Here is a 23,291-nt window from a genome sequence, read left to right as displayed (position 1 = left end):
CGGGCCGCCAGGGCGCTCGACGGCCCTGCGGTCAGCGGGCCGTCACCGGGTCGCCCACGTTGATCACGCCCAGGGTGCGCGGGACCAGACGGATGCCGAACCACGTCTTGCCGTCCCACCTGCGGTGCCTGGCGAGCGTCCGGAGCGGTTCCTTGCCCCTCAGCCGGGTGTCGGGGTCGATGATCGTCACCGCGCACCGGTCGCACAGCTCCGACACCCGGAAGTCGACGCCGCCGATCCGCACCTCCCGCCAGCCGTCCTCCTCGAACGGCACGAGCCCGTCGACGACCACGCTCGGCCTGAACCGCAGCGGCGACAGCGGCCCTGGCGACGGCTCGCCCCGCTCGCGTGCGCCCTCCTCGATCCATTCGTCGAGTCTGCGTGCGGAAGCGGCGGAGGTGAGCAGCAGCGGCGCGTCCCAGGCGAACGTCACCACCTCCCCCGGCAGCCCGCCATGGGCAGGGTCGATGGAACGGCGGGCCGGGTCGTCGAGCCACACCAGTCTGGCGGGCACGCCGAGCAGGTCGGTGAACCAGGAGTGGGCCTCGTCCGCGGCGAGCACGGCGCGGTCCAGCCCCGAGAATCCCACGGGAACGCTCTCCCCGCGCGCCGGTGGCACCTCGAGGTCCGGGAGTCCTTCCGCGGACAGCAGCAGGCCGCCGTCGGGGCGCTCCGCGGCGGTGACGGCCAGCAGCCGGGGATACTCGCCGAGCCAGAGATTGTCACCTTGGTGATCGACGACCGCCCACCGACGGTCTCCGTCCAGTCCCCAGGGGTGGACGTACGCGGTGTCCACTGCCCGTCCTGAAATGGATTTGATCGGATATATACGGATCTGCGTGATCAGCACGAGCTCACTCTACGACGCGAGAGAGCGCTCTCTCGCCTACCTGCCCGCCGTACCCTGAGGTCGGGCACGGATTTTGTCGGCACCAAGCGCTACCTTCTGAGCACGATGCGAACTCACGACGGCCAGGCGCTCATCGGCAGGGAGCACCCTGCCGAGCTGCTGCGTGCCGAGATCGGCAGGGTGACCGCCAGCCACGGCGGCCTGGTGCTGGTGACGGGCGAGGCGGGCATCGGCAAGACCACGCTGGTGACCAGCGCGGCCGAGCAGGCCAGGCGTGCGGGCGCGGTGGTGCTGAGCGGGTCCTGCTGGGATTCCGAGGCCGCGCCAGGCTACTGGCCGTGGGTGCAGGTCATCCGCGCGCTGCGCCGTACCGGCGAGTGGCCGGTCATCGAGGAGGCCGCGGGCGGGAGTCTGACCGCGCTGCTCGGCGACGGCGCCACAGGAGAGGCGGGCGACGCCTTCCAGGTCTATGACGCCGTCACCACCGCTCTGGTCACGCTGTCACAGACACGCCCCGTCGTGGTGGTGCTCGACGACCTCCACTGGGCCGACGGGGCTTCGCTGCGGCTGCTGGAGTTCGCGGCGCAGCACACCTGGTTCGAGCGGCTGCTGCTGCTCGGCACCTACCGCGACGTGGAGGTCGAGCAGGTCGAGCATCCGCTGCGCCCGCAGCTGACCTCGCTGTCGGCGCGCGCCACGATGATCACGCTCACCGGGCTCGACAGGGCGCAGGTGGCCGCGCTCATCGCCCGCACCATAGGCCACGAGCCCGGTGACGACGTGGTGGAGGAGATCCACCTGCGCACCGGAGGCAACCCCTTCTTCGTCGAGCAGACCGCTCGGCTGTGGCGCAGCAACGGCTCGATGGCGGCCATCCCGCCGAGTGTGCGCGACACACTGCGGCGGCGGCTGTCGCTGCTGCCCTCCAGCGTGGTCACCCTGCTGACCGACGCCGCGGTGCTCGGCAGGGAGTTCCATCGGCAGGTGCTCGCGGCCGTCGCCGCGTCCCCTGCCGCCCATGTCGACAGGCTGCTGGCCCAGGCCGCCGCCGCCAGGTTGGTCGTCCCCCGCGGCGGCGGCGTGTTCGCCTTCGCCCACGACCTGGTCAGGGAGACGCTCTACGACTCGCTCGACGAGGCGGACCTGCGCGCCAGGCACGTCGCGACCGTCCACGCGCTGCGGGCCGTGCCGGAGGCCCTGCCGGGGGATCTGGCGCGCCACGCCTACCTCGCGGGCGACGCCCTCGATCCCGTCCTCGCCTGCGAGCTGCTGGTGTCGGCGGCCAAGCAGGCGCTGCACCGGCTGGCCATGGAGGAGTCGCTGACCCACTGGCGCAGGGCGATGGAGCTGGCCGAGAAGGGACCGCCCGAGTCGTTGATCAAGGTCGGTCTGGCGTTCGGCCGGGAGCTGCACCGCGGCGGCGAGAGCGAGGAGTCCGCGCGGGTCTTCGACCGGGCCATCACCGCCGCCCGCCGGCTCGACGACCCCGCGCTGCTGGCCCGCGCGGCGCTCACCTACTACGGCACCTGCCGCAACGAGGACACCGCCACCAGCCTGGAGCTGCTCCGCGACGCGCACCGAAGGTTCGTCCCCGACGCGGGCGGCAGCGACCAGCCCTCCGCCGACCGGCTCGCGCAGGACCTCGCGGTGCGCATCAGCTTCGTCGCGCGCAACAGCGACGACGACGAGGCGCTGACGTTCGGCCTGTGGGCGCTCCACGACACGATCTGGGGGCCGGGCACCGCCAAGCAGCGGGTGGAGCTGACCGAGGAGCTGCGCGCGCTGGCCCGCCGCGGCAACGACGCCGAGATGGAACACTTCACCACCTCACTCCACTGGGTGGCGTTGCTGGAGCTCGGCGATCCCCGATTCCTCGACCAGTTCCACCACTACATCACGATGGGCAGGCGCAGCGACCACGCCCACGTCGGCCTGTCCACGTCGATCGACCTGAGCATCATCGAGCTCCTGTCCGGCGACTTCGCCACGGCGGAGTCGCTCCTGGACGAGGTCATCGAGGTCGCCGGCGGCCACGATCACACCCCTTTCGGCTACATGGTCGACCACCATCGCTGGGCGGTGCTGCTGGCACAGGGGCGCTTCGAGGAGCTGCGCTCCGTGCACGAACGGCTGCGCGCCGGCCGTCACCCCTACGCGGCCATGCTTGAGGCGCTGACCGACCTGCGGCGTGGGCGGGCCGAGCCCGCGCTGCCGCGAATCGGCGACGCGCCCTCCGACGAGTCGATCCGGCCGCTGTGGTTGCGCTACCTGGCCGAGGTGGCGGCGGCCTCCCGAGACCCCGAGCTGTGCGCGAGAGCGAGGGAGCTCCTGGCACCCCACCTGGACGAGTGGGCCGTCTCCCTCTACGGCTGGGACGTCAGCGGCCCCATGATCCTCTGGCAGGGCCTCGTGGAGGCGGCCGAGGAACGCTGGGACGCGGCGATCGAGGCCTTCACCGCCGCCAGGAGCTCGGCCGACCGGCTGCACGCGCGGCTGTGGTCGGTGGAGGCCCGCCTGCACCTGGCCGCCGCGCTGCTCGCCCGCGCCCACCCGGGCGACGCGCGGACCGCCGAGCGCTTGCTGGACGACCTGGCCGCCGAGGCGGCCACGCTGGACATGCGCCACATGCCCGACCGCCTTGACCGAATACGGCAGGCCCCTCGTGTCCGCGCCGCCGTACCGGCCGAAGGCGTGGAACGGCGCGCGAACGACGAGCCCACGTCATCGGACGAGCGCCAGGCCCGGCGCCCCGATCGCGCGCCGCACACCGAGCAGAGGAGCGGGCCGGCTCACCGATCCGATCACGCCCCGTTCGTCGGGCCGGGTGTGCGTGAGGCCGGCATGCCCGACGACGTCAGGACCGGCGCTCATGGCGAAGGGCCGGTGGACGGCGATCCGGCCGGGTCTGCCGGGAGTCGGACGGCGGCGAGCCTGCGTCGCGCCCAGAAGGCGCGCGGGAGTCGAGCACCGCAGGAAGACGGAGAGCGGATCCCCGGGTCGGACGTGGGAGGCCCACGGGAGTCGGGCGGCGGACAGTCCCTCGGAGAGCACTCCCCTGGGCCTCCGGGTGTCGACGGATCGTCTCGCGGGACGGCGAGCTCGTGGGGGGTGACGGACGGGCGGGAGGCGTTCGCGGAGGTCGGGGTGGCGGACGCCGGCCGCGAGTTCACCAGGCAGGGGTCGGTGTGGCCCCTGACGTTCGGTGGCCGCACCGCTCACGTTCCCGACGCCAAAGGGCTGCGGGACCTTCACCACCTGCTGAGCCGGCCCGGCACGGATCTGCCCGCCGTACAGCTCCTGGCTCCCGAGGGCGGCGAGGTGGTGGTCGCCGCGCGCCGACTGGGCGGCGACGCGGTCCTCGACGAGGAGGCCAAGGCGCGGTACCGCCACCACCTGGCCAGGCTCGACGAGGAGACCGACCGCGCGCTGGAGCTGGGCGACGACTCGCGGGCGGCGGCGCTCGACAGGGAGCGCGAGGCGCTGCTGGCCGAGCTGAGAGCCGCCGCGGGGCTCGGAGGGCGGGCGCGCAGACTCGGCGACGAGGCGGAACGAGCACGCAAGACGGTCACCGCGAGGATCCGCGACGTGCTGAGGAAGCTCGACACCCTCCACCCCGAGCTGGCCGCGCACCTGCGCGCCACCGTCTCGACGGGCACCACCTGCCGCTACGACCCCGACTCCGACCTCACGTGGCGCTTGTGACCACCGCCTCCGGCGAAGCGGATCCACAGCGGGGCATCCACGACCAGTGCGATCATGACGCCGCCGACGATGAACCAGGGCGCGAACCATCGACGGGCGCTCGTGACTGCCCGACTTGAGCTTGCCGCAAGGTTCACGCACAGGATTCGCACCCGCTTCAGCGCCGACGCAGCGGAGCGGGCGCGAAAGGCCGTGGATGCCTTCTTCGCGCCCGCCGCTGTGTCCTCAGAATGATCGTTATCGATGTTTCAGCTGGTACGACGGTGTGTCACTACTTGCGGTTGTACAGGCGCATGGTCAGGGCGCCGAACACCGCGACGAGGACGAGGCTCGCCGCCAGCACCCAGCCCAGCTCGCCGAAGTCGGCGTTCCCGCCCATCAGGGAGCGGACGGCGGCGACCAGGTGGCTGATCGGGTTGATGTGGACCACGAACACCTGTAGCCAGCCCGGCATCGTGTCGGGGTTGACGAAGACGTTGCTGAGGAACGTGAGCGGGAACAGCACCATCATGCTCCACCCCATCACCGACTTCTCGCTGCGCAGGAGCAGGCCGAGCATCGTCCAGAGCCACGAGAACGCGAACGAGAAGCCGACCAGCACCGCGATTCCCGCCACGGCGCCCGCGATGCCGCCGCCAGGGCGGAAGCCGAGGATCAGGCCGACGATGAGGATGACGGTCGAGGCCGTCACGTAGCGGAGCATGTCGCCCAGCAGGTAGCCGACCATGGGCGCGGGCCGCCACATGGGCAGGGTCCTGAAGCGGTCGAACACGCCTCGTTCGATGTCCTTGTTGACCTCGACGCCGGTGTACATCGTGATCATCACGACGCTCTGCACCATGATGCCGGGCAAGACGAACTGAAGGTACTGCCCCGGCGAGCCCGCGAGGGCACCGCCGAACAGGAACGTGAACATCAGCGTCATCATGATCGGGAACGCGGTGACGTCGAAGAGCTGCTCGGGCACGTGCTTGATCTTCAACATCGCCCGCCAGCCGAACGTCATCGACGACGACAGCGCACTCGGGCGTTGCGGCCGGGCGGACGGAGCGAGCACGGTGCCGAGCGTCTCGGCCACGGGAACGTAGGCGGTGGAGGTGTCGGTGCTCATGCTGCGATCTCCTTCTCGGAGGCGGGACGGTCGGTGAGGGCGAGGAAGACCTCGTCCAGGCTGGGCTGGCCGAGGGAGAAGTCGTCGACGACGATGCCGGCGCGGGCCAGCTCCGCCAGGGCGAGCGAGGCCTGCTCGGCGGCGACGCGCTCCCCGTTGTCGGCGCCTGCGACGCGGGCCGTCAGCGCGACCGGGTCGGCTTCGAGGTAGACGTGCGTGCCGAGCGCGGCGGACAGCAGCCGTTCGGCCTCGGGACGCTGGGCGGCGTCGCGCAGCCGCACGTGGACCGCGCCCGCGCCGATGGACGACTTCAGCCGGCCTGGCGTGCCCTCGGCGATGACCTTGCCGTGGTCGATGACCGCGATGCGGCCGGCCAGTCTGTCGGCCTCTTCGAGGTACTGGGTGGTCAGGAGCACGGTGGTGCCGTGGGCGACGACGATGCGGATGATGTCCCAGACCTGGTTACGGCTGCGCGGGTCGAGCCCGGTGGTCGGTTCGTCGAGGAAGAGCAGGTCGGGAGTGTTGAGGATGCTGGCGGCGATGTCGAGCCTGCGGCGCATGCCGCCCGAGTAGTTCTTGACCAGGCGGTCGGCCGCCTCGGTGAGGCCGAACGCCTCCAGCAGTTCCCGTGCCCTGTCGCGCGCGGCGGGCTTGCGGTGGCCGAGCAGCCGGGCGAGCAGGACGAGGTTCTCCATGCCGCTCAGATCCTCGTCCACCGAGGCGTACTGCCCGGTCAGGCTCACTCTGGCGCGTACGGCATCGGCCTCGCGCCTGACATCGTGGCCGAAGACCCTGGCCTGGCCGCCGTCGGGACGCAGGAGTGTGGCGAGCATGCGGACGGCGGTGGTCTTTCCGGCTCCGTTGGGGCCGAGCACGCCGTACACGATGCCGGCGGGGACGCTCAGGTCGAGCCCGTCGACGGCGCGGTTGTCGCCGAACGACTTGACCAGGCCTGATGTTTCGATGGCTAGTTCTGTCATGGTGACGTCGCTTTCTGTATGGAGTTCTTCAGGAGGTTCTTCAGGAGGCGAAGGGCCGGGCGGCGCGGGCGGCGCGCAGCGCGAGCCCCCACCACAGGAGCTGGTCGAGCATCGTGGTGACCGCCTGCTCGCGTTGGTCGGTGTCGTACGGCCTGCCGTCCTCGCCCACACCGCCGTCGAGCAGGTCGACCCCGACACCGTCACGCACGGTGACGGCATGCAGGCCGATGAACACGGTTCGCAGGTGCTCGATGGCGTAAAGGCCGCACGATCCGGACCCGTAGGAGACGAACCCGACCGGTTTGGCCTGCCACTCGTCGTAGGCGAAGTCGATCGCCTGCTTGAGGGAGGCGGGGAAGCTGCGGTTGTACTCGGGGGTGACCACGACGAAGGCCTCCGCCGCCGACACCGAGGCCGCGAACGCCCGCATGGCGGGTGTGGCCACGGAGGGGAAGGCCGGCGGAAAGGTGTAGTGGGCCAGGTCGAGGACGGAGACGTCGAGGTCGTCGCGGAGCCCGGCACGGGAGGCGAACCAGCGGCCGATGCTGTCACCGACCCTGCCCTCGCGCGTGCTGCCGATGATCACCGCCATCCGCAGCGGGCCCGAAGCCTTCATCCCGCACCTCCTTTCATGAAGGAGGCGCTAGATCATCGCTAGATCGGATCTAGCGGAGGGGCTCTCCCGGCCGGCGAAGGAGGTCCGATCCGGCGAGATCACGCCGAGACGAGCTCGAGCCGGCGAGCCTCACCCTGTGCGAGAAGAACCGGCCGTCCGCGACCCGTGCGGCCTGATCGTCGGCGAGACGCTGACCGTGGTGCTCGGCTGCGGTGAGGCGCTCAGTCACCCGCCGTTGCGGCCATCCGGGTCTCGCCCGCAGCCGGGAAGCACCAGGGCATGAGCGACCGCCATGCGGGCGGCGGGCCGGACAGGCCAGCACACCGGACAGGCCAGCACACCGGACAGGCCAGCACACCGGGCAGGCCAGCACACCGGGCAGGCCAGCACTCCGGAGGCCGTGAGTCGGGCGGGATGCGCGGGGCGGTGTCCGGCCAGGGCGTCGCCGGGTGGATCGCGGTGTGCGATCTCGTCGGCGATGAGCTGGGCGCCGCCCGACCGGCAGGTGCTAGTGGAGGTTCCAGCGCCTCAGGTCGGGGCGTTTGGGGTCGAGGCCGTCGCCGGAGGAGGTGCCGCGCAGGCGGCGGTTGACCCAGGGCACCAGGAACTCGCGCACCCAGCGGGCGTCCTCGCGCCGCTTGACCCTGGGGTCGACGACGCGGGCCGGCCAGTCCTTGTGCCACGAGTCGTCGCACGGCACGTCGAGCACGTCGAGCACCCTGGCGGCGACCAGCCGATGCCCGTCCTCGTTCAGGTGGAGCCGGTCGTCGCTCCATGCCCGCCAGTCGCGGATCGCCTGCATCGACCACTGGTCGACGACGCGGCAGCCGTACAGGTCGGCGATGGAGCGCAGGTGCAGGTAGAAGACGGCGAACTTGCCGCGCACGCGCCGCATGAGCGGCGTGTCGCGCGGGTCGACGCCGGTGAACAGCAGCACCTCGGCGCCGGTCGCGCGCAGCTCGGCGACGGCGGCGGCGAGCTTCTTGGCCATCCTGTCGGGGTCGCTGCCCGGCCTGAGCAGGTCGTTGCCGCCGGCGCAGAAGCTGACCAGGTCGGGCTTCATCGCCACGGCCACCGGGACCTGCTCGGCGACGATCTGGTCGATGAGCTTGCCGCGCACGGCGAGGTTCGCGTAGTGGAAGTCGGGCTCGAGCTGTGCCAGGCGTTCGGCGACCCGGTCGGCCCAGCCGCGGAAGCGGCCGTCGGGGCCGGGGTCGTTGAGCCCTTCGGTGAAGCTGTCGCCGAGCGCGACGTAGGAGCGGTACCGCGTCATCGTGGGGGCCCTACTCGTTGATCAGGTCCGCCATCGCCCTCAGCGCAAGGACGTAGGACTGGAGTCCGAACCCGGCGATGGTACCGGTGGCGACGGCGGCCACGACGGAGGTGTGCCTGAACTCCTCGCGCGCGGCCGGGTTGGAGATGTGCACCTCGATCAGTGGCGCGGTGCGCTGGGCGAGGGCGTCGCGCAGCGCGTAGGAGTAGTGGGTGAACGCCGCGGGGTTGAGCACGACGGGGATCTTGCCGTCGGCCGCCTCGTGGATCCAGCCGACGAGTTCGGCCTCGTCGTCGGTCTGCCGGACCTCGACGTGGAGGCCGAGCTCGCGCCCGGTGGCGACGCAGAGGGTGCGCAGGTCCTCGAAGGTCTCCGCGCCGTAGACGTCGGGCTCCCGGGTGCCGAGGCGCGACAGGTTGGGGCCGTTGAGCACGTAGATCATCGCGCCACCTCGCGGTAGGCGGCCTCCAGCAGCTCCTCGGCGGGGTCTTCCAACCGGCCCGGCTTGGCCAGGCCGTCGAGGACGACGAAGCGTTGCTTGGCGCCGCGGTTCTTCTTGTCGAGCCGCATGTGGTCGCGCAGCTCAGGCCACGCGTCCTTGCGGTAGGCGGTGGGCAGGCCCACCGAGGTGAGGATGGAGCGGGTCCGTTCGACCAGGTCGGCCCTGCCCGCCAGGCGGGACAGCTCGGCGGCGTAGACCATGCCGATGGCGACGGCCTCGCCGTGGCGGATCTGGTAGTGCTCGGCACGCTCGATGGCGTGGGCGAGGGTGTGGCCGTAGTTGAGGATCTCGCGCAGGCCCGCCTCGCGCAGGTCGGCGCCGACGACGTCGGCCTTGACCTGGATCTTGCGCTCGATCAGCTGGCGGGTGTGCTCACCCTCTGGCCTGGTGGCGCCCTCGGGGTCGTCCTCGACCAGCATGAGGATGGTCGGGTCGGCGATGAAACCGCCCTTGATGATCTCCGCGAGGCCTGCGACGTAGTCGTCGCGCGGCATGGACGGCAGCGTGGCCAGGTCGCAGAGCACGCCCGCGGGCGGCAGGAAGGTGCCGACGAGGTTCTTGCCCTCGGGGGTGTCGATGCCGTTCTTGCCGCCGACCGCCGCGTCGACCATGGCCAGCAGCGTGGTGGGGACCATGACGACCTTGACGCCGCGCAGCCAGGTGGCGGCGACGAAACCCGCCAGGTCGGTGGTGGCGCCGCCGCCCACGCCGACGACGGCGTCGGAGCGGCTGATGCCGTACCGGCCGAAAGCCGACCAGAGCTGGGCGGCGACCTCGACGGACTTGGCCGCCTCGCCGTCGGGGACCGGCAGCGGGATCACGTCGTAGCCCGCCTCCTCGAGCGCACCGCACACGGGCCTGGAGATCTCGGGCAGCGTCGAAGGGTGGACGACGGCCACGGTGCGGACGCCCTCGCCGAGCAGGCCTGGCAGCTCGCCCAGCACGCCGGTGCCGATGACGACGTCGTAGGGGCTGTCGCCGCGCACGGTGATGCGGGTGGCGCTCATGCCGGCAGCCCCTTCACGATCTCCTCGACGAGGTCCTCGGGGTCGCGCTTGTCGGTCACCACGGTCAGCACGGCGAGCCGCTCGTAGACGGGGCGGCGCTCGTCCATGAGCTTCTTCAGCTGGCTGCGCGGGTTGAGGACCAGCAGCGGGCGGGCCGAGCCGAGGCCGACGCGCTGGACGGCGTCGGCGAGGCCTACCTCGAGGTAGACGACGGCGTGCCCGTCGAGCAGCGCCTGGGTGCCCTCGTGCAGGATCGCGCCGCCGCCGAGCGCCAGGACGCCGTCGTGCTCGGCCAGGGCCACGCGGACGGCCTCGTGCTCGAGCTCGCGGAAGCGCGCCTCGCCGTCCTCGATGAAGATGTCGCTCACGGCCTTGCCCGCGACCGACTCGACGTCGGTGTCGGTGTCACGGAAGGCGACGCCGAGCCGCTGCGCGAGCAGGCGGCCGAGCGTGGTCTTGCCCGACCCTGGCGGGCCGATCAGCACGGCCTTGGTCATTTGATCACCATGGATGAGAGGTAGCCGGACAGGTTGCGGGCGACTTCCTCGACGGAGTCGCCGCCGAACTTCTCGAGGGCCGCGTCGGCCAGCACCAGCGCCACCATGGCCTCGGCCACGATGCCGGCGGCGGGCACCGCGCAGACGTCGGAACGCTCGTGGTGGGCCTTGGTGGCCTCGCCGGTCTTGACGTCGATCGTGGCCAGCGCCCTCGGGACGGTGGAGATCGGCTTCATCGCGGCGCTGACGCGCAGGACCTCGCCGTTGGTCATGCCGCCCTCGACGCCGCCCGCGCGGTTGGTGATGCGCTTGACGCCGTCGTCGGTGGTGTACTCGATCTCGTCGTGGGCCCTGGAGCCGGGACGCGCGGCGGTCTCGAAGCCGTCTCCCACGCCGACGCCCTTGATGGCCTGGATGCCCATGAGGGCGGCGGCTAGGCGGGCGTCGAGGCGGCGGTCCCAGTGCGTGTAGCTGCCGAGACCCGGCGGCAGGCCGTAGGCGAGAACCTCGACGACGCCGCCGAGCGTGTCGCCGTCCTTGTGGGCCTTGTCGATCTCGGCGATCATCGCGGCGCTGCCCTCGGGGTCGATGCAGCGCACGGGGTCGGCGTCGATGGCCGCGAGGTCGCCGGGGACGGGGAAGACGTTGCCGGGCGAACGGGCCGCGCCGATCGACACGACGTGGCTGAAGATCTCGACGCCGAGCGCCTGCTTGAGGAAGCGCTTGGCGACCTCGCCGAGCGCCACCCTGGCGGCGGTCTCGCGGGCGCTGGCCCTGTCGAGCACGGGGCGGGCGTCGTCGAAGCCGTACTTCTGCATGCCGGCCAGGTCGGCGTGGCCGGGCCTGGGGCGGGAGCGCGGCGCGTTGCGGGCCAGGCCCTCCAGCTCGGCGGGGTCGACAGGGTCGGCCGCCATGACCTTCTCCCACTTGGGCCACTCGGTGTTGCCGACGCGGATGGCGACAGGGCTGCCGAGGGTGCGACCGTGGCGCAGGCCGCCGACGATGGAGACCTTGTCCTCCTCGAACTTCATCCGCGCGCCGCGGCCGTAGCCGAGGCGGCGACGGCGCAGCGCCTCGTCGATGGCGGCCGTGGTCACCTCCACCCCCGCGGGCAGTCCTTCGAGGATGGCGACGAGTTCGGGGCCGTGGGACTCTCCGGCGGTCAACCAGCGCAACATGCTGACAAGTCTTCCATGTGCGGAGCGGTGGGATCGCCATGGCTCACCAGGCGAGACAGAGCGCTCCGACGATCATGAAGGGGCCAAACGGAAACTCCGTCGATTTATCCGCCTTTTTCGTGACAAGGAGGGTGGTTGCGTAGAGCGCGCCGAGCACCTGCCCCGCGAGCGCCGCGGCGATCCACGCGTTCCAGCTCACCGAGCAGGCGATCATGCCGATGAGCCCGGCGAGTTTGACGTCTCCCAGACCCATGGCGGCGGGCCTGACGAACCACAGCACGCCGTACAGGACGAACAGGGCGAGGCCGCCGAGCAGCGCCTCGGGCAACCGGCCCGTGGGGATGAGGAGGAGGGCCAGGATCGGGTAGGAGGGCAGGGTGATCACGTCGGGCAGGCGGCTGGTGCGCCAGTCGATCACGCAGAGCGCGGCGCCGGCCGTCGCGGCGTAGTAGAGCGCGGGCAGGTAGGCCGCGTCCATCCGCCAGGCGAGCAGCGCGAACACCGCCGCCGTCGGCAGCTCGATCGTAGGGACACCGAGCTCCGGCCTCCTGAGCAGGCCTTGGACGGCTCGCCGCGCCTCGGCGCGGGTGTCAGGAGGGTCGGTCGCGAAGCCCGCGGCGAGTGAGCGCACGAGGACGCCTGCGACGAACCCCGCCAGCGCGGCCCAGATCACCACTGGTCCATCTTGGCCGTGGGCGGCGGCCGCTGTCAGGCCTTTCCGTACGGCACGCGGGCGCAGGGCGGCTCAGGTGCGGCGCGACCAGGGAAAGCGACGGCGCCTGGGAGCGGGCTCCTCCGCGAAACGGGCCACGGTCACCGAAGGCCCCACGCTGTCGAGCGTCCCCGACTCCACGGCGGCCATCGCCTCCAGCACGCCGCCCTCGATCACGAACGGCACGGGCCCCGCGACGTCGACCACCACCGCCGCCGCGTTCTCGTGGACGGCCGCCTGGCAGACCTGCAGCGTCGTCGCCTGGATGGGCCGGGCGTCCGGCCGCCACCTGGTGAGCGCCTCGACGCCGGTGAAGGCGATCACCGCTTCCCTGCCGTCCTTGCCGACGAGCTTGGGCAGCGCCATCTCGCTCTCCTTCTCCTGCCTGAGCCCGTGCGCGCCGACCTCGGACTCGGTCAGCAGCGCCACCACGGGCACCAGCAGTCGGGAGCCGCTCAGCGCCGACAGGACGGCGGTGGCGTCGGCCGTACCAGCCGAGAAGGCGGCCAGCGCGGCGGCGACGGCGGCGTCGGCGCTGCCGTCGTCACCTGGGACCAGGGGCTGCGGAATGCTCGGCACAACGCACGAGACTACCGGCGTATCACGTGTGGTCTGGGTGGACGCCGGCTGAGCATGCCCGCGTACAGTGAAACGCATGGGCATGATCGGGACTGTTGGTCTGGTTCTGCACCCGCGACGCGACTCGCAGACCGCGATCGAGACGATTCTCTCGTGGGCCACCTCGCGGGGCGTGACGGTGCTCGGGCTGCCGGAGGAGGTGGACCGCATCCACTGCAGCGCGGTCGCGGTCGAGCCCGAGGAGCTGTGCAAGCGCTCCGACCTGCTGGTCAGCCTGGGCGGCGACGGCACGATGCTGCGCACGATGCGGCTGATCGCGGGGCTGCAGACCCCGATCCTCGGCGTCAACCTCGGCAAGCTCGGCTTCCTCGCCGAGATCGACGTGGACGAGCTGCCCGAGGCGCTGTCGGCCATCGACGAGCACCGCTACACCGTGGAGCCGCGCATGGCGGTGCGGACGACGCTGAAGGACGGCGACGAGGTCACCGCCTTCAACGACATCGCGCTGGTGCGGGTGCCTGGCGACGGGATCGCCGCGGTCGCGGTGGCCGTCGAGGGGCACTCGTTCGTGCGTTACGCGGCCGACGCGGTCATCCTGTCCACGTCGACGGGTTCGACCGCCTACAGCTTCTCGGCGGGAGGGCCGATCGTCTCGCCCCTGGTCGAGGGCTTCCTGGTGATCCCGGCGGCGGCGCACTCGGCGTTCAACAGGGCGGTGATGTTGTCGGCGAACGAGAAGGTCACCCTGGAGCTGCTGCCCACGAGCGGCACTCTGGCCGTGGAGGTCGACGGCGTGGTGATGGGCCACCTGGCCCCGGGCGACTGCGTGACCGCCGGCGCCGTCTCCGGCGCCGCGTGGGTGGTACGGCTCGGCACGACGACCTTCTACGAACGCGCCCGGCGGAAGCTCAGGGTCAACGGCAGCGCGGAAGTGGACTGAGCCATGCGGATCGCGGTGGCGGCCGACAGCCTCGACGGAGTGGCCGCGAAAGTGGTGCAGGAGCTGCGTGAGCGCGGCCACGAGGTGATCGCGCACGGCGCGCTCGACGACGCCGAGCGCGACGACTGGGCATGGGCCAGCGAGGCCGCGGCGCTCGACGTGGCGGAGGGCAGGGCCGAGCAGGCGGTGGTGTGCTGCTGGACGGGCACCGGCGCCTCGATCGCGGCCAACAAGGTGCGCGGGGTCAGGGCCGCTCTGTGCGCCGACGCCTACACCGCCGACGGCGCACGCAGGTGGAACGACGCCAACGTGCTGGCGCTGAGCCTGCGCGTGGTCTCCGAGCCGCTGCTGATCGAGATCCTCGACGCGTGGTTCGCGGGGACGCCCAGCGCGGACCCCGCCGACGTGGCCAACATCGGCCACCTCGAGGCGCGCTGACCGGTCCGGCCGCGGGGAAACCCGGCGGCCGGGCCGTACACGCATCAGGGCGGCCCGACGATCAGGACTGGCCGGGCCCTGATGCGGGCCCGGCCCTGATGCGGGCCGGGCCCTCATCAGGGCCGTGACCGGGACGGGCCCCTGTCAGGGCCGCGATCGGGACAGTCCGCGGTCAGGACAGGTCGGCGATCGCGGCGACAGGTCCGCCGCCCGACGGGCCCTGGTGCACGGCGGCGACGGAGACGAACACGGCCGGGTCGCCGGTGACGGAGGCCGCGACACCGCCGACCGTGGCCTTGATCTGGCGGTGCCAGTGCACGTCGGAGTCGTCGAGCATGATGTTGCGGCGTCCGCGCACCCGCCCCGAGGGGTCGGCCTCGCACTTCATGAAGACGTTGACGAGGCGGTCGCCCAGGTCGGAGGGATGCGGCCGGTCGGGCAGCGGGATGCCGGAGTCGCGGATGGCCTCCCAGATGCCGTCGGCGTCGAGCGCGTCCTTCATGACGCTGTGCCCGATGCGGTAGCGCCCGCCGATCCCGCGCACGTTGCCGACGACGACGATCTGCGCCCTGTCCAGCTCGACGCCGCTGGAGCAGGAGGCGACGCTGCTGTAGAGGGACAGGTCGCGGTGGATCTGGTCGGCGGCCGGCATCTCGATCTCACCGAGTGCGACGGCGATGCCGAGGGCGGTGGTGGAGTTCGACAGGTCCATGGAGGGGCCCGTCTCCTCGATGGCGGTGTCCTTGCCGCGGCTCTTGGCGTCGGTGATCGTGGCCAGCGTGAGCAGCGGGGTCTTGGTCTGCACGTAGTGGACGTCGCGCGGGTCGTCGATGCCGGCGACCTTCATGGCCTCCCGCACTCCGGCCGCGACCTTCTCGACCATGGCGGGGCGGCCGATGTCCTCGGGCAGGATGACGTCGCTCATGGCCACGCCGACCGACACCCTCGGCTCGTCCGTGGCGGGGGCGTCGGCGGTGGTGGCGAAGATCGTGGCGTGCGGGCTGAGCACGCCGTCGGTGCCACCCGACCACACCAGCGGGACGCTCTCCGGCGCCGGATGCCCCTTCCTGGCCAGCACCCCGCGGAAGGCCGTGTCGGCCAGGATGCGGGTGTAGTCGTTGACGCCGCCGTTGCCCTCGGTCTTGCCGATCACCGCGAGCACCCTGTGCGCCTCGATGACCCCGTCGTCGATGAGCTTCTCCAGCCCTGAGGCGTCGGTCACGCTCTCGATGGCGACCTTGCGCACTTCGATCGGTTCCGGCATCTATCTCTCCACTCTCGTACCGACATCGTCGTTCGCGATGTGCTCCAGCGAGGTGATCACGGCCTGCCTGCCCCCGCCTGCGACGAAGCGCAGAGCCGCTTCCACCTTCGGTCCCATGCTCCCCCCGGCGAAGTGCCCGGCGGCGTGCAGGACACGCAGCTCGTCCGCGGAGATCCGGCCGATGGGCCGCGGGTCGGGCCCGCCGTATCCGACGACGGCGTTCGGCACGTCGGTCGCGATGATCAGAACCTCCGCCCTGACGGCCTGCGCGAGCAGAGCCGCCGCGAGGTCCTTGTCGACGACCGCCTCGACGCCCGCCAACGACCCGTCGGCCTGCCGTACGACGGGTACTCCCCCGCCGCCCGCGGCCACGACCGTGAACCCGGCGGCGATGAGCGCCGTCGCGGCGTCCGCGTCGAGGATCTCCAGCGGCTCGGGCGAGGCGACCACGCGCCGCCAGCCGCGCTCGAAGCGCCGCCAGTTCTGCCCGAGCTTCTCGAACCTGCGCGCCTCCGCCTCGGTGAAGTAGCGCCCGATCGGCTTGACCGGGTCCTCGAAGGCGGGGTCGCGCGCGTCGACCAGGGTGCGGGTGACGACGGTGGCGGCCCGGCCGCCGAGCGCGTTCATGATGAGCGTGCCGATGGTGGCCTGGGTCTGCGCGCCGCACCAGTCGAGCGGCACGGGCGGCACGACCGAGGCGGCCAGCTGGTTCTTCAGCAGCAGGTTGCCGACCTGCGGGCCGTTGCCGTGGGTCAGCACCACGTCGCGGCCCGCGTCGATGAGTACCCTGACCTGCAGGATCGCCGCCTCGACCGCGGCCTGCTGGTCGCGTGGCGAGGCGCTGCCGTCGGGGGCCGTCATGGCGTTGCCGCCGAGCGCGATGAGTACCCTTTCACCCACGGTCGCGACGCTACCCAGGCCGCGGAGGCCGTTCATTGGCAACCTTTGCCCATGATGGGCCCCTCGGCATGGCGGGGGCCGTGCCTCTAGGGTCGGTCCCATGCGCTTTGGTGTGCTGGGCCCTGTGACGGTGTGGACCGACTCCGGCGAGGTCGTGCCGATCCCCGGGCTGAAGGTGCGCGCCCTGCTCGCCGACCTGCTCGCCCACGAGGGGCGGGTCGTGTCCGCCGACCGGCTCGTCGACGATCTGTGGGGCGACGAACCGCCCGCCAACGCCTCGGCGGCCCTGCAGGTGCGGGTCTCGCAACTGCGCCGCGCCCTCGAGGACGCCGAGCCCGGCGGGCGGGACCTGGTGGTCTCCCGCGCGCCCGGCTACGCACTGCTGGTCGACCCCGAGCGCGTGGACGCCACCCGCTTCGCACGGTTGGTGGACAAGGCGGAGCCGGCCGAGGCGCTGGAGCTGTGGCGTGGATCGGCCTACGCGGACTTCGCCGACGCGGAGTTCCTCCGCCCGGTGATCGCCCGCCTGGAGGAGGCGCGGCTGGCCGCGATCGAGGGGCTCTCGGAGGTACGGCTGGCGGCGGGCGAGCCGGTCGAGCTGGCCGCGCTCGTGGCCGAGCACCCGCTCAGGGAGCGGTTGCGCGCCGTCCACATGAAGGCGCTCTACCGAGCGGGACGGCAGAGCGAGGCGCTGGCCAGCTACGCCGAGTTGAGGGAGCGGCTGGCCGACGAGCTGGGCCTGGACCCCTCGCCCGAGCTGGCCCGGCTGTACGAGGGGATCCTGCGGCAGGACCCCGCGCTGAGCGGCAGGGCGGAGCGCCCCGCGACCAACCTGCCCGCCGCGGTCGGCGGCCTGATCGGGCGCGACGAGGCCGTGGCCGAGGTTCGCGCCCTGCTGGAGGACGGCGGCAGGCTCGTCACGCTCACCGGTTCGGGAGGCGTGGGGAAGACGAGCCTGGCTGTGGAGACCGCGCGCCGGCTGGTGGAAGCGCATCCCGACGGCGCGTGGCTGGTCGAGCTGGCGCCCTACGACCGGCGCACGCCGTCGCTGGCCGACGCCGTGCTCGCCGCGCTCGACATCAGGGCGGACTCGGCGGGCGCCATGGAACGCCTCGCCGAAGCGCTGCGGGACAGGCGGATGCTGCTGGTGCTCGACAACTGCGAGCACGTGATCGAGCAGGCGGCCCTGCTCGCCGGCACGCTGCTGCGTTCCGCGCCGGGGCTGCGGATCCTGGTGACCAGCCGCGAACCGTTGAACGTGGCGGGCGAGGTGCTGTGGAGCGTGCCCCCGCTGCGGCTGCCGGAGGGGTCGGAGCTGCTCACGGTGGCCAAGGCCGACGCCGTGCGACTGTTCATGGCCAGGGCGAGCGCGTCGGCTCGCGGGTTCGCGCTCGACGCCGGCAACGCCGAGGCGGTCGCGCAGCTCTGCCGGAGGCTCGACGGCCTCCCGCTTGCGCTCGAGCTGGCCGCCACCCGTGTCAGGTCGCTCGGCGTCCACGAGCTCGTGGCCAGGCTGGACGACAGGTTCAGGCTCCTGGCGGGCTTCCAGCGCGGGGCTCCTGCGCGGCAGCAGACGTTGATGGCGATGATCGACTGGAGCTGGACGCTGCTCACCGACTCCGAGCGCGTCGTGCTGCGCCGCCTGGCCGTCCACGCCGACGGGTGCACGCTGGACGCGGCGGAGACAGTCTGCGCCGAAGCGGGGATCGACGTGCTCGACACGCTGGCGCGGCTGGTCGACCGCTCGCTGGTGGTGCTCGTGGACGGGCCCGCGGGCGTCCGTTACCGGCTACTGGAGTCGGTGGCCGCCTACTGCCTGCACAGGCTGGACGACGCGGGCGAGACCGAGCGGGTACGGCAGGCGCACGCCGGCTACTACGTGGAGCTCGCCGTCCGCGCCGCGCCGTACCTGCGGGGGTCCGAGCAGGCGCGCTGGCTGCGGCTGCTGGACGCCGAGTCCGCGAACCTGCGGGCCGCCCTCGGCGCTGCCCCGCGGGCCGGAGCGCTGCGGTTGGCCAACGCCCTGGCGTGGTACTGGTTCCTGCGCGGCAGGCTGGGTGAGGGCCTGCGTGCCCTGGAGACCGCTCTGGCCGCCGCGCCTGCCGTGAGCGCCGCGCCTGCCGTGAGCGCGGAGCCCGACGGGGCCGCCGCTTCCGACACGAGCGCCGGGCCCTGCGCGTCTGACGGATCGGTGGCCGCCGACCTGGCCAGGGCGCGGGCCTGGCACGCGGGGTTCGCGCTGCTGCTCGGCGACGAGGTCGACTGGGAGCGGGCCCTCGACATCGCTGATCCCGGCGACCGTGCGATGGCGCAGTGGTTCGTCTCGCTGAGCCTGGCCGATCTGGCGTCCGCCCGGCCGCTGGTCGACCAGGCGCTCGCCACCTTCCGGGAGGTCGGTGACCGGTGGGGCGAGGCGGCCGCGCTGAGCAGGCACGCCCGCGACGCGTTCACCGTCCGCGACCTGGAGTCCCTGCAGCGCGACGGCGGCGAGAGCGAGAGGCTCTTCCGCGAGCTCGGCGACCGCTGGGGGCTGCTGCAGGCCACCGAGTGGCTCGGCGGCCTGGCCGAGATCCGCGGCGACAACGAGCAGGTCGTCCGGCTGTTCACCGAGGACCTGCGCATGGCCGAGGAACTCGGGCTGTGGCCCGAGGCGGTGCGGCGGCTGTCGTGGCTGGGCTGGTCGGCCATGAACACCGGCGACCACGCCACGGCCATGGAGCGCTGCGGTGAGGCGCTCCTGCTTGCCACGGGGCAGGGCTACAGGGAGGGGCAGATCTTCGCCAGGATGGGGTGCGGCTTCGCCGCCCGCCGCGCGGGCCTGCTCGATGTGGCGCTGGAGCACCTCGAGCACCTGCTGGACGGCGTCCCGAGGGACGGCGAGCCGCCGCTGTTCCTGCCCTCCACCCTGGCCGAGCTGGGCTTCGTGCATGAGCTGCGCGGCGATGCCGCAGGTGCGCGCGAGCTGTTCATGGAGGCGTTCGCCGCGGCCAGGCGGATCGGCGACCCCAGGACGGCGGCGTTCACGGTCGAGGGTCTGGCCGCCGCGTCGGCGCCCGAGGAGTGCGCCAGGCTGCTGGGGCTGGCCGCCGAGGCCAGGGTGTCGCACCGTACGCCTGCCAGTCCCTCGGAGGAGGAGGAGCTGCGGCGGATCACCGGCAGGGCCGTTGACGCGCTGGGCGAGGAGGCGTTCGCCGCCGCCTTCGCTCACGGCCGGGAGCTGACCTTCGACGACGTGGCCTGACCCGCGAGGTGCTCGGCCAGCCGGTCGAAGAACTCCAGCCAGCCCTGCTTGGCCTGTTCGGCGTGCTCCTCGTCGGTGTTGACCCCGAACTGGTGGAACCGCATCGCCGTGCCGCCCTCGTGCTCCTCCAGCGTGAGGGTGACCACCGAGGCGGGTCCCTCGCCGGGGTTGTCGGGGTCGCCGGTGGTGAAGACGAGCCGTCCAGGACCGGCGACCTCGCGGTAGACCCCGTGCAGCGTCACCTCGAAGCCCTCCTCGCCGACCAGCGTGGCCCGCCAGGCGCCGCCGGGGCGGACGTCCAGCACGATCCGGTCGGCCGGGGTGGTGAAGACGCGCGGGCCGAACCAGCGGGCGAAGCGCTCCGGGCGGGTCCAGGCGGCGTACACGTCCGCGGGGTGCGCGGCGAACCGGCGGATGATCTCGTACTCGGCGGTCTGCGTCATGGCTGCCCTCTCAGGGGTCGTGGATCGCTTTCGACGAGATCCACCGTGCCCTGCGGCCCTTACGGATGCCTTCTGGTGTCCTTAAGGCCGGATCCCGCGGGGTGAACAACCACCCCTAAAAGGGTAAAGATCCCGCTTTGGGGGTTTATTAGTGGATTCATCCCTTCCGTGCGGGAGCTCCGTACTGTAAACAGTCTTAAGAGATATCCGTCACTCGGTTGGGAGCCTTCATGATCGCCTGGATCGTGCTGATCCAAGCCTTGCTCGCCCTCGCGGGACTGTCCGCGATCTGCCTGCTGACGCGAAGGTCCCGTGACAACCGCCCTTTCGAAGGCCCAGGCCGGTAGCGACCAGGGCCACCCGAGGACGCGCCCGGCCGATGCGGAGGTGCCCATGACAAGCGCCGGCGGCGGCGCGTCGCGGCGGCTCCCACGCTGGTCCGAGATCCGGCCCCTGCTGCGGGGCAGGCCGTTCATCGCCGACGCGGTCGAGCGCCGGCTGTCCAGGGCCCACACGATCGCGGACCTGCGGGCCGTGGCCCGCCGGCGGGTGCCGCGCTCGGTCTTCGACTACGTCGACGGCGCGGCCGAGGACGAGATCGGCATCGGCCGCGCGAGGGACGCCTTCCGCGCCGTCGAGTTCCACCCGCGCGTCCTCAGGGACGTCGGCACGGTCGACCCGTCGGTCGGCGTCCTCGGCAGGCACAGCGCGCTTCCGCTGGTCCTCGCACCGACCGGCTTCACCCGGATGATGCACCACGAAGGCGAGATCGCCGTGGCCCGCGCCGCCGCCGACGCCGGCGTCCCCTACGTGCTGTCGACGATGGGCACGACGTCGATCGAGGACCTCGTGCGCGCGGTCCCCGCCGCTCGCACATGGTTCCAGCTCTATCTGTGGCGGGACAGGGACGCGAGCGCGCGGCTCGTCGAACGGGCGATCGCGGCGAACGTCGAGACGCTGATCCTGACGGTGGACACGCCCGTCGGCGGGGCCCGCATGCGAGACGTGCGCAACGGCCTGACGATCCCGCCCTCGCTGTCGCCGCGCACGCTGGCCGACATGTCTCTGCACCCGTCCTGGTGGTTCAACCTGCTGACGACCAGGCCGCTGGAGTTCGCCTCGATGGCGTCGTGGAACGGAACGGCCGAGGAACTCGCCCGGCGGATGTTCGACCCCGGGGTGACCATGAAGGACCTCGCATGGCTCAGGGAGACGTGGCCGGGAAAGCTGGTCGTCAAGGGAGTCCAGTGCGTCGAGGACGCCGTGGCGGTGGTCGAGCGCGGCGCGGACGCCGTCGTCGTGTCCAACCACGGCGGCCGCCAGCTCGACAGGGCGCCGGTCCCGCTCGAACTCCTGCCCCACGTCGTGGCGGCCGTCGGCGGGCGGGCCGAGGTGATGGTCGACACCGGCATCTGCTCGGGCGCCGACCTCGTGGCCGCGCGGGCGCTGGGCGCGTCGGCGGGGATGGTGGGGCGGGCCTACCTCTACGGCCTGATGGCCGGCGGCGAGCGAGGTGTACGGCGGGCCCTCGGCATCCTGCACCAGGAGGCCACGCGCACCCTGCGGCTTCTCGGCGTGCCGCGCATGGAGGACGTGGGCGGGGAGCACGCCTCCCTGCGCGCGTGGAACGGGCGGTAGCCTCACGGACGTGATTCGCACCGCACACGTCAACGGCATCGACCTCGCCTACCGGGAGGAGGGCGATCCCGCCTCGCCCACGATGGTCCTGCTGCACGGCCGTACCGCCGACCACAACCACTGGAACCTCTACACCCGCCGCTTCGCCGAGCGCTTCCACGTGGTCGCTCCCGACCTGCGCGGCCACGGCGCGAGCGGGCATCCGGCCACGTACGCGCTGCCCGACATGGCCGAGGACATCGTGGCGCTGCTCAGAGCGCTCGGCGTGGAGCAGGCGGTGCTGATCGGACACTCGCTCGGCGGCGCGGTGGCCTACCACCTGGCCATGAACCACCCCGACCTGGTCTCGGTCCTGATCCTGGAGGACCCTCCTGCGCCACTGCCGATCGACAGGCCGCCGCTGGAGGACGACTCCCCCATGATGGTCGAGACCGAACGCCAGATCGTCTCCCCCGATCCGGCGTGGGCGGAGGGTCTGAAGCGCGTCACAGCGCCCACGCTGGTGCTGTCGGGCGGTCCTTCCAGTCACGTCGACGCCGCGCCGCTCGCCGAGCTGATCCCGGGCGCGAAGCTCGTCACCATCGACGCGGGGCACCTGATCCACTCGGCGGCGCCGAAGGAGTTCACGGCGGCGGTCGAGGAGTTCCTCGAGGGCTGACAAACTATCTCCTCCCCCCTCAAGAGGAGATAGTTCATGACCGGTGACGACAAGCCGCGCCCCGGGCTGAGCGCGGAACGCGTCGGCGTGTTCACCGACGCGATCTTCGCCATCGCCATCACCTTGCTCGCTCTGGAGATCCCGCGACCCGAGGAACCGGAGCAACTCGCCGACCTCGGGCACTTCCTGAGCGAGCACGCCGGCGCCTTCGCCGGGTTCGCGCTGGCCTTCCTGATGCTGTGGTTCAACTGGCGTGCCCACCACACACTGTTCGACCAGCTCGCGCGGGTGTCGCAGGCGGTGCTGGCGGTGCACATCCCGCTGCTGCTGTTCTCGGCCTTCCTGCCGTACGCGACCGGTCTGTTCGCCCTGGAGGAGCTGCCGACGGACGCCAGGTCCATCGCGGTGGCGCTGTTCGGCGGCACCGAAGCGGTGCTCATGCTGTGCCAGGGCCTGCTCTACACGCTCACCCTGAGGCAGGGCCTGTACGCCGTCGGCGCCAGCACCACGCGCATGAGCACCGCGGCCGCGATCAACTGGGGCATCGGCGTCCTGTGGGCGGTCAGCGCGATGCTGGCCTTCCCGCTCGGCGACGGCGTCACCCTGCTGTGGCTGGCCACCCCGCTGCTGGCCCTGGCCATCCTGTACGGCATGCGCCTGCGGCGGGGCCGTGAAAGCCGAAGGGCGTCCCTCGGCTGAGGGACGCCCTTGCGCGCGGAAGGCGGATCACGCCCTGTGCAGCAAAGGCGGATCACGTCCTGT

The 23,291-nt window shown here is 72.0% G+C and carries 22 protein-coding genes; 8 read left to right on the top strand and 14 right to left on the bottom strand.

The window, feature by feature from the left end:
• Window positions 1-31: 31 nt before the first annotated feature.
• Window positions 32-850, bottom strand: a complete 819-nt coding sequence (locus tag AC3EO4_RS29645) for an MOSC domain-containing protein (protein WP_431898708.1) — start codon at window positions 848-850, stop codon at window positions 32-34.
• Between the two features lie 105 nt (window positions 851-955).
• On the opposite strand from AC3EO4_RS29645, the gene AC3EO4_RS29640 reads away from it, so the two are divergent.
• Window positions 956-4,552 (top strand): AAA family ATPase, encoded by a 3,597-nt coding sequence (locus tag AC3EO4_RS29640; protein WP_431898707.1) that lies wholly within the window; start codon window positions 956-958, stop codon window positions 4,550-4,552.
• A gap of 271 nt (window positions 4,553-4,823) precedes the next feature.
• Here AC3EO4_RS29640 and AC3EO4_RS29635 read toward each other — a convergent pair whose 3' ends face one another.
• Genes AC3EO4_RS29635 through AC3EO4_RS29625 form a run of 3 tightly spaced genes read right to left on the bottom strand, consistent with a single transcriptional unit; the run spans window position 4,824 to window position 7,259 of the window.
• Entirely contained in the window at window positions 4,824-5,663 is an 840-nt protein-coding gene (locus tag AC3EO4_RS29635) for an ABC transporter permease (protein ID WP_379574135.1), read from the bottom strand.
• On the bottom strand, window positions 5,660-6,643 hold the full coding sequence (locus AC3EO4_RS29630) for an ATP-binding cassette domain-containing protein (RefSeq protein WP_379574134.1): 984 nt from the start codon (window positions 6,641-6,643) through the stop codon (window positions 5,660-5,662). The genes AC3EO4_RS29635 and AC3EO4_RS29630 overlap by 4 nt, the downstream gene beginning before the upstream one ends.
• A gap of 40 nt (window positions 6,644-6,683) precedes the next feature.
• On the bottom strand, window positions 6,684-7,259 hold the full coding sequence (locus AC3EO4_RS29625; RefSeq protein ID WP_379574133.1) for an NADPH-dependent FMN reductase: 576 nt from the start codon (window positions 7,257-7,259) through the stop codon (window positions 6,684-6,686).
• Window positions 7,260-7,395: 136 nt separating this feature from the next.
• Between AC3EO4_RS29625 and AC3EO4_RS29620 the strand changes: the two genes are divergently transcribed.
• Window positions 7,396-7,542 (top strand): hypothetical protein, encoded by a 147-nt coding sequence (locus tag AC3EO4_RS29620; RefSeq protein WP_379574132.1) that lies wholly within the window; start codon window positions 7,396-7,398, stop codon window positions 7,540-7,542.
• A 225-nt stretch (window positions 7,543-7,767) separates the two neighbouring features.
• On the opposite strand, the gene AC3EO4_RS29615 is transcribed toward AC3EO4_RS29620, so the two are convergent.
• The 7 genes from AC3EO4_RS29615 to AC3EO4_RS29585 form a co-directional block, all read right to left on the bottom strand.
• Window positions 7,768-8,532, bottom strand: a complete 765-nt coding sequence (locus tag AC3EO4_RS29615; protein WP_379574131.1) for an SGNH/GDSL hydrolase family protein — start codon at window positions 8,530-8,532, stop codon at window positions 7,768-7,770.
• 10 nt (window positions 8,533-8,542) lie between these two features.
• The gene (gene aroQ, locus AC3EO4_RS29610) at window positions 8,543-8,974 is read right to left on the bottom strand and encodes a type II 3-dehydroquinate dehydratase (RefSeq protein WP_379574130.1); all 432 of its coding nucleotides are present in this window, start codon (window positions 8,972-8,974) and stop codon (window positions 8,543-8,545) included.
• The gene (aroB, locus tag AC3EO4_RS29605) at window positions 8,971-10,041 is read right to left on the bottom strand and encodes a 3-dehydroquinate synthase (protein WP_379574128.1); all 1,071 of its coding nucleotides are present in this window, start codon (window positions 10,039-10,041) and stop codon (window positions 8,971-8,973) included. Before aroB ends, aroQ begins: the two co-directional genes overlap by 4 nt.
• Entirely contained in the window at window positions 10,038-10,538 is a 501-nt protein-coding gene (locus AC3EO4_RS29600) for a shikimate kinase (RefSeq protein ID WP_379574127.1), read from the bottom strand. The genes aroB and AC3EO4_RS29600 overlap by 4 nt, the downstream gene beginning before the upstream one ends.
• Window positions 10,535-11,716, bottom strand: coding sequence for a chorismate synthase (gene aroC, locus AC3EO4_RS29595; RefSeq protein WP_379574125.1), 1,182 nt, complete (start codon window positions 11,714-11,716; stop codon window positions 10,535-10,537). The genes AC3EO4_RS29600 and aroC overlap by 4 nt, the downstream gene beginning before the upstream one ends.
• Window positions 11,717-11,759: 43 nt before the next feature.
• A complete protein-coding gene (locus tag AC3EO4_RS29590) occupies window positions 11,760-12,392 on the bottom strand; it encodes a prepilin peptidase (protein WP_379574124.1) in 633 nt (210 codons plus the stop codon).
• A gap of 69 nt (window positions 12,393-12,461) precedes the next feature.
• A complete protein-coding gene (locus AC3EO4_RS29585; protein ID WP_431898706.1) occupies window positions 12,462-13,007 on the bottom strand; it encodes an SseB family protein in 546 nt (181 codons plus the stop codon).
• Window positions 13,008-13,083: 76 nt separating this feature from the next.
• On the opposite strand from AC3EO4_RS29585, the gene AC3EO4_RS29580 reads away from it, so the two are divergent.
• Both AC3EO4_RS29580 and AC3EO4_RS29575 read left to right on the top strand, forming a co-directional pair.
• Window positions 13,084-13,947, top strand: a complete 864-nt coding sequence (locus AC3EO4_RS29580) for an NAD(+)/NADH kinase (RefSeq protein WP_379574122.1) — start codon at window positions 13,084-13,086, stop codon at window positions 13,945-13,947.
• Window positions 13,948-13,950: 3 nt separating this feature from the next.
• On the top strand, window positions 13,951-14,385 hold the full coding sequence (locus tag AC3EO4_RS29575; RefSeq protein WP_379574121.1) for an RpiB/LacA/LacB family sugar-phosphate isomerase: 435 nt from the start codon (window positions 13,951-13,953) through the stop codon (window positions 14,383-14,385).
• 172 nt (window positions 14,386-14,557) lie between these two features.
• Here AC3EO4_RS29575 and bar read toward each other — a convergent pair whose 3' ends face one another.
• Entirely contained in the window at window positions 14,558-15,649 is a 1,092-nt protein-coding gene (bar, locus tag AC3EO4_RS29570; protein ID WP_379574120.1) for a barbiturase, read from the bottom strand.
• Window positions 15,650-16,549: a carbamate kinase gene (locus AC3EO4_RS29565; RefSeq protein WP_379574119.1), complete on the bottom strand. Its 900-nt coding sequence runs from the start codon at window positions 16,547-16,549 to the stop codon at window positions 15,650-15,652. It abuts the gene before it with no gap.
• A gap of 100 nt (window positions 16,550-16,649) precedes the next feature.
• On the opposite strand from AC3EO4_RS29565, the gene AC3EO4_RS29560 reads away from it, so the two are divergent.
• A complete protein-coding gene (locus tag AC3EO4_RS29560) occupies window positions 16,650-19,790 on the top strand; it encodes an AfsR/SARP family transcriptional regulator (RefSeq protein ID WP_431898705.1) in 3,141 nt (1,046 codons plus the stop codon).
• Here the strand turns inward: AC3EO4_RS29560 and AC3EO4_RS29555 are convergent.
• The gene (locus tag AC3EO4_RS29555) at window positions 19,754-20,233 is read right to left on the bottom strand and encodes an SRPBCC family protein (RefSeq protein WP_379574117.1); all 480 of its coding nucleotides are present in this window, start codon (window positions 20,231-20,233) and stop codon (window positions 19,754-19,756) included. The genes AC3EO4_RS29560 and AC3EO4_RS29555 overlap by 37 nt on opposite strands.
• A 393-nt stretch (window positions 20,234-20,626) precedes the next feature.
• Between AC3EO4_RS29555 and AC3EO4_RS29550 the strand changes: the two genes are divergently transcribed.
• Genes AC3EO4_RS29550 through AC3EO4_RS29540 form a run of 3 tightly spaced genes read left to right on the top strand, consistent with a single transcriptional unit; the run spans window position 20,627 to window position 23,228 of the window.
• Window positions 20,627-21,871 (top strand): alpha-hydroxy acid oxidase, encoded by a 1,245-nt coding sequence (locus AC3EO4_RS29550; protein WP_431898704.1) that lies wholly within the window; start codon window positions 20,627-20,629, stop codon window positions 21,869-21,871.
• A 10-nt stretch (window positions 21,872-21,881) separates the two neighbouring features.
• Window positions 21,882-22,529 carry an alpha/beta fold hydrolase gene (locus AC3EO4_RS29545; RefSeq protein WP_431898703.1) on the top strand — a complete coding sequence of 216 codons (648 nt, stop codon included), beginning with the start codon at window positions 21,882-21,884 and terminating at the stop codon, window positions 22,527-22,529.
• A gap of 36 nt (window positions 22,530-22,565) precedes the next feature.
• Window positions 22,566-23,228 (top strand): TMEM175 family protein, encoded by a 663-nt coding sequence (locus tag AC3EO4_RS29540; protein WP_431898702.1) that lies wholly within the window; start codon window positions 22,566-22,568, stop codon window positions 23,226-23,228.
• Window positions 23,229-23,291: the final 63 nt, after the last annotated feature.

It is taken from the genome of Nonomuraea sp. bgisy101 (genome assembly GCF_057708945.1).
Note: the sequence above shows the minus strand (reverse complement) of the source record. Positions and strands in the feature narration are given on the sequence as shown.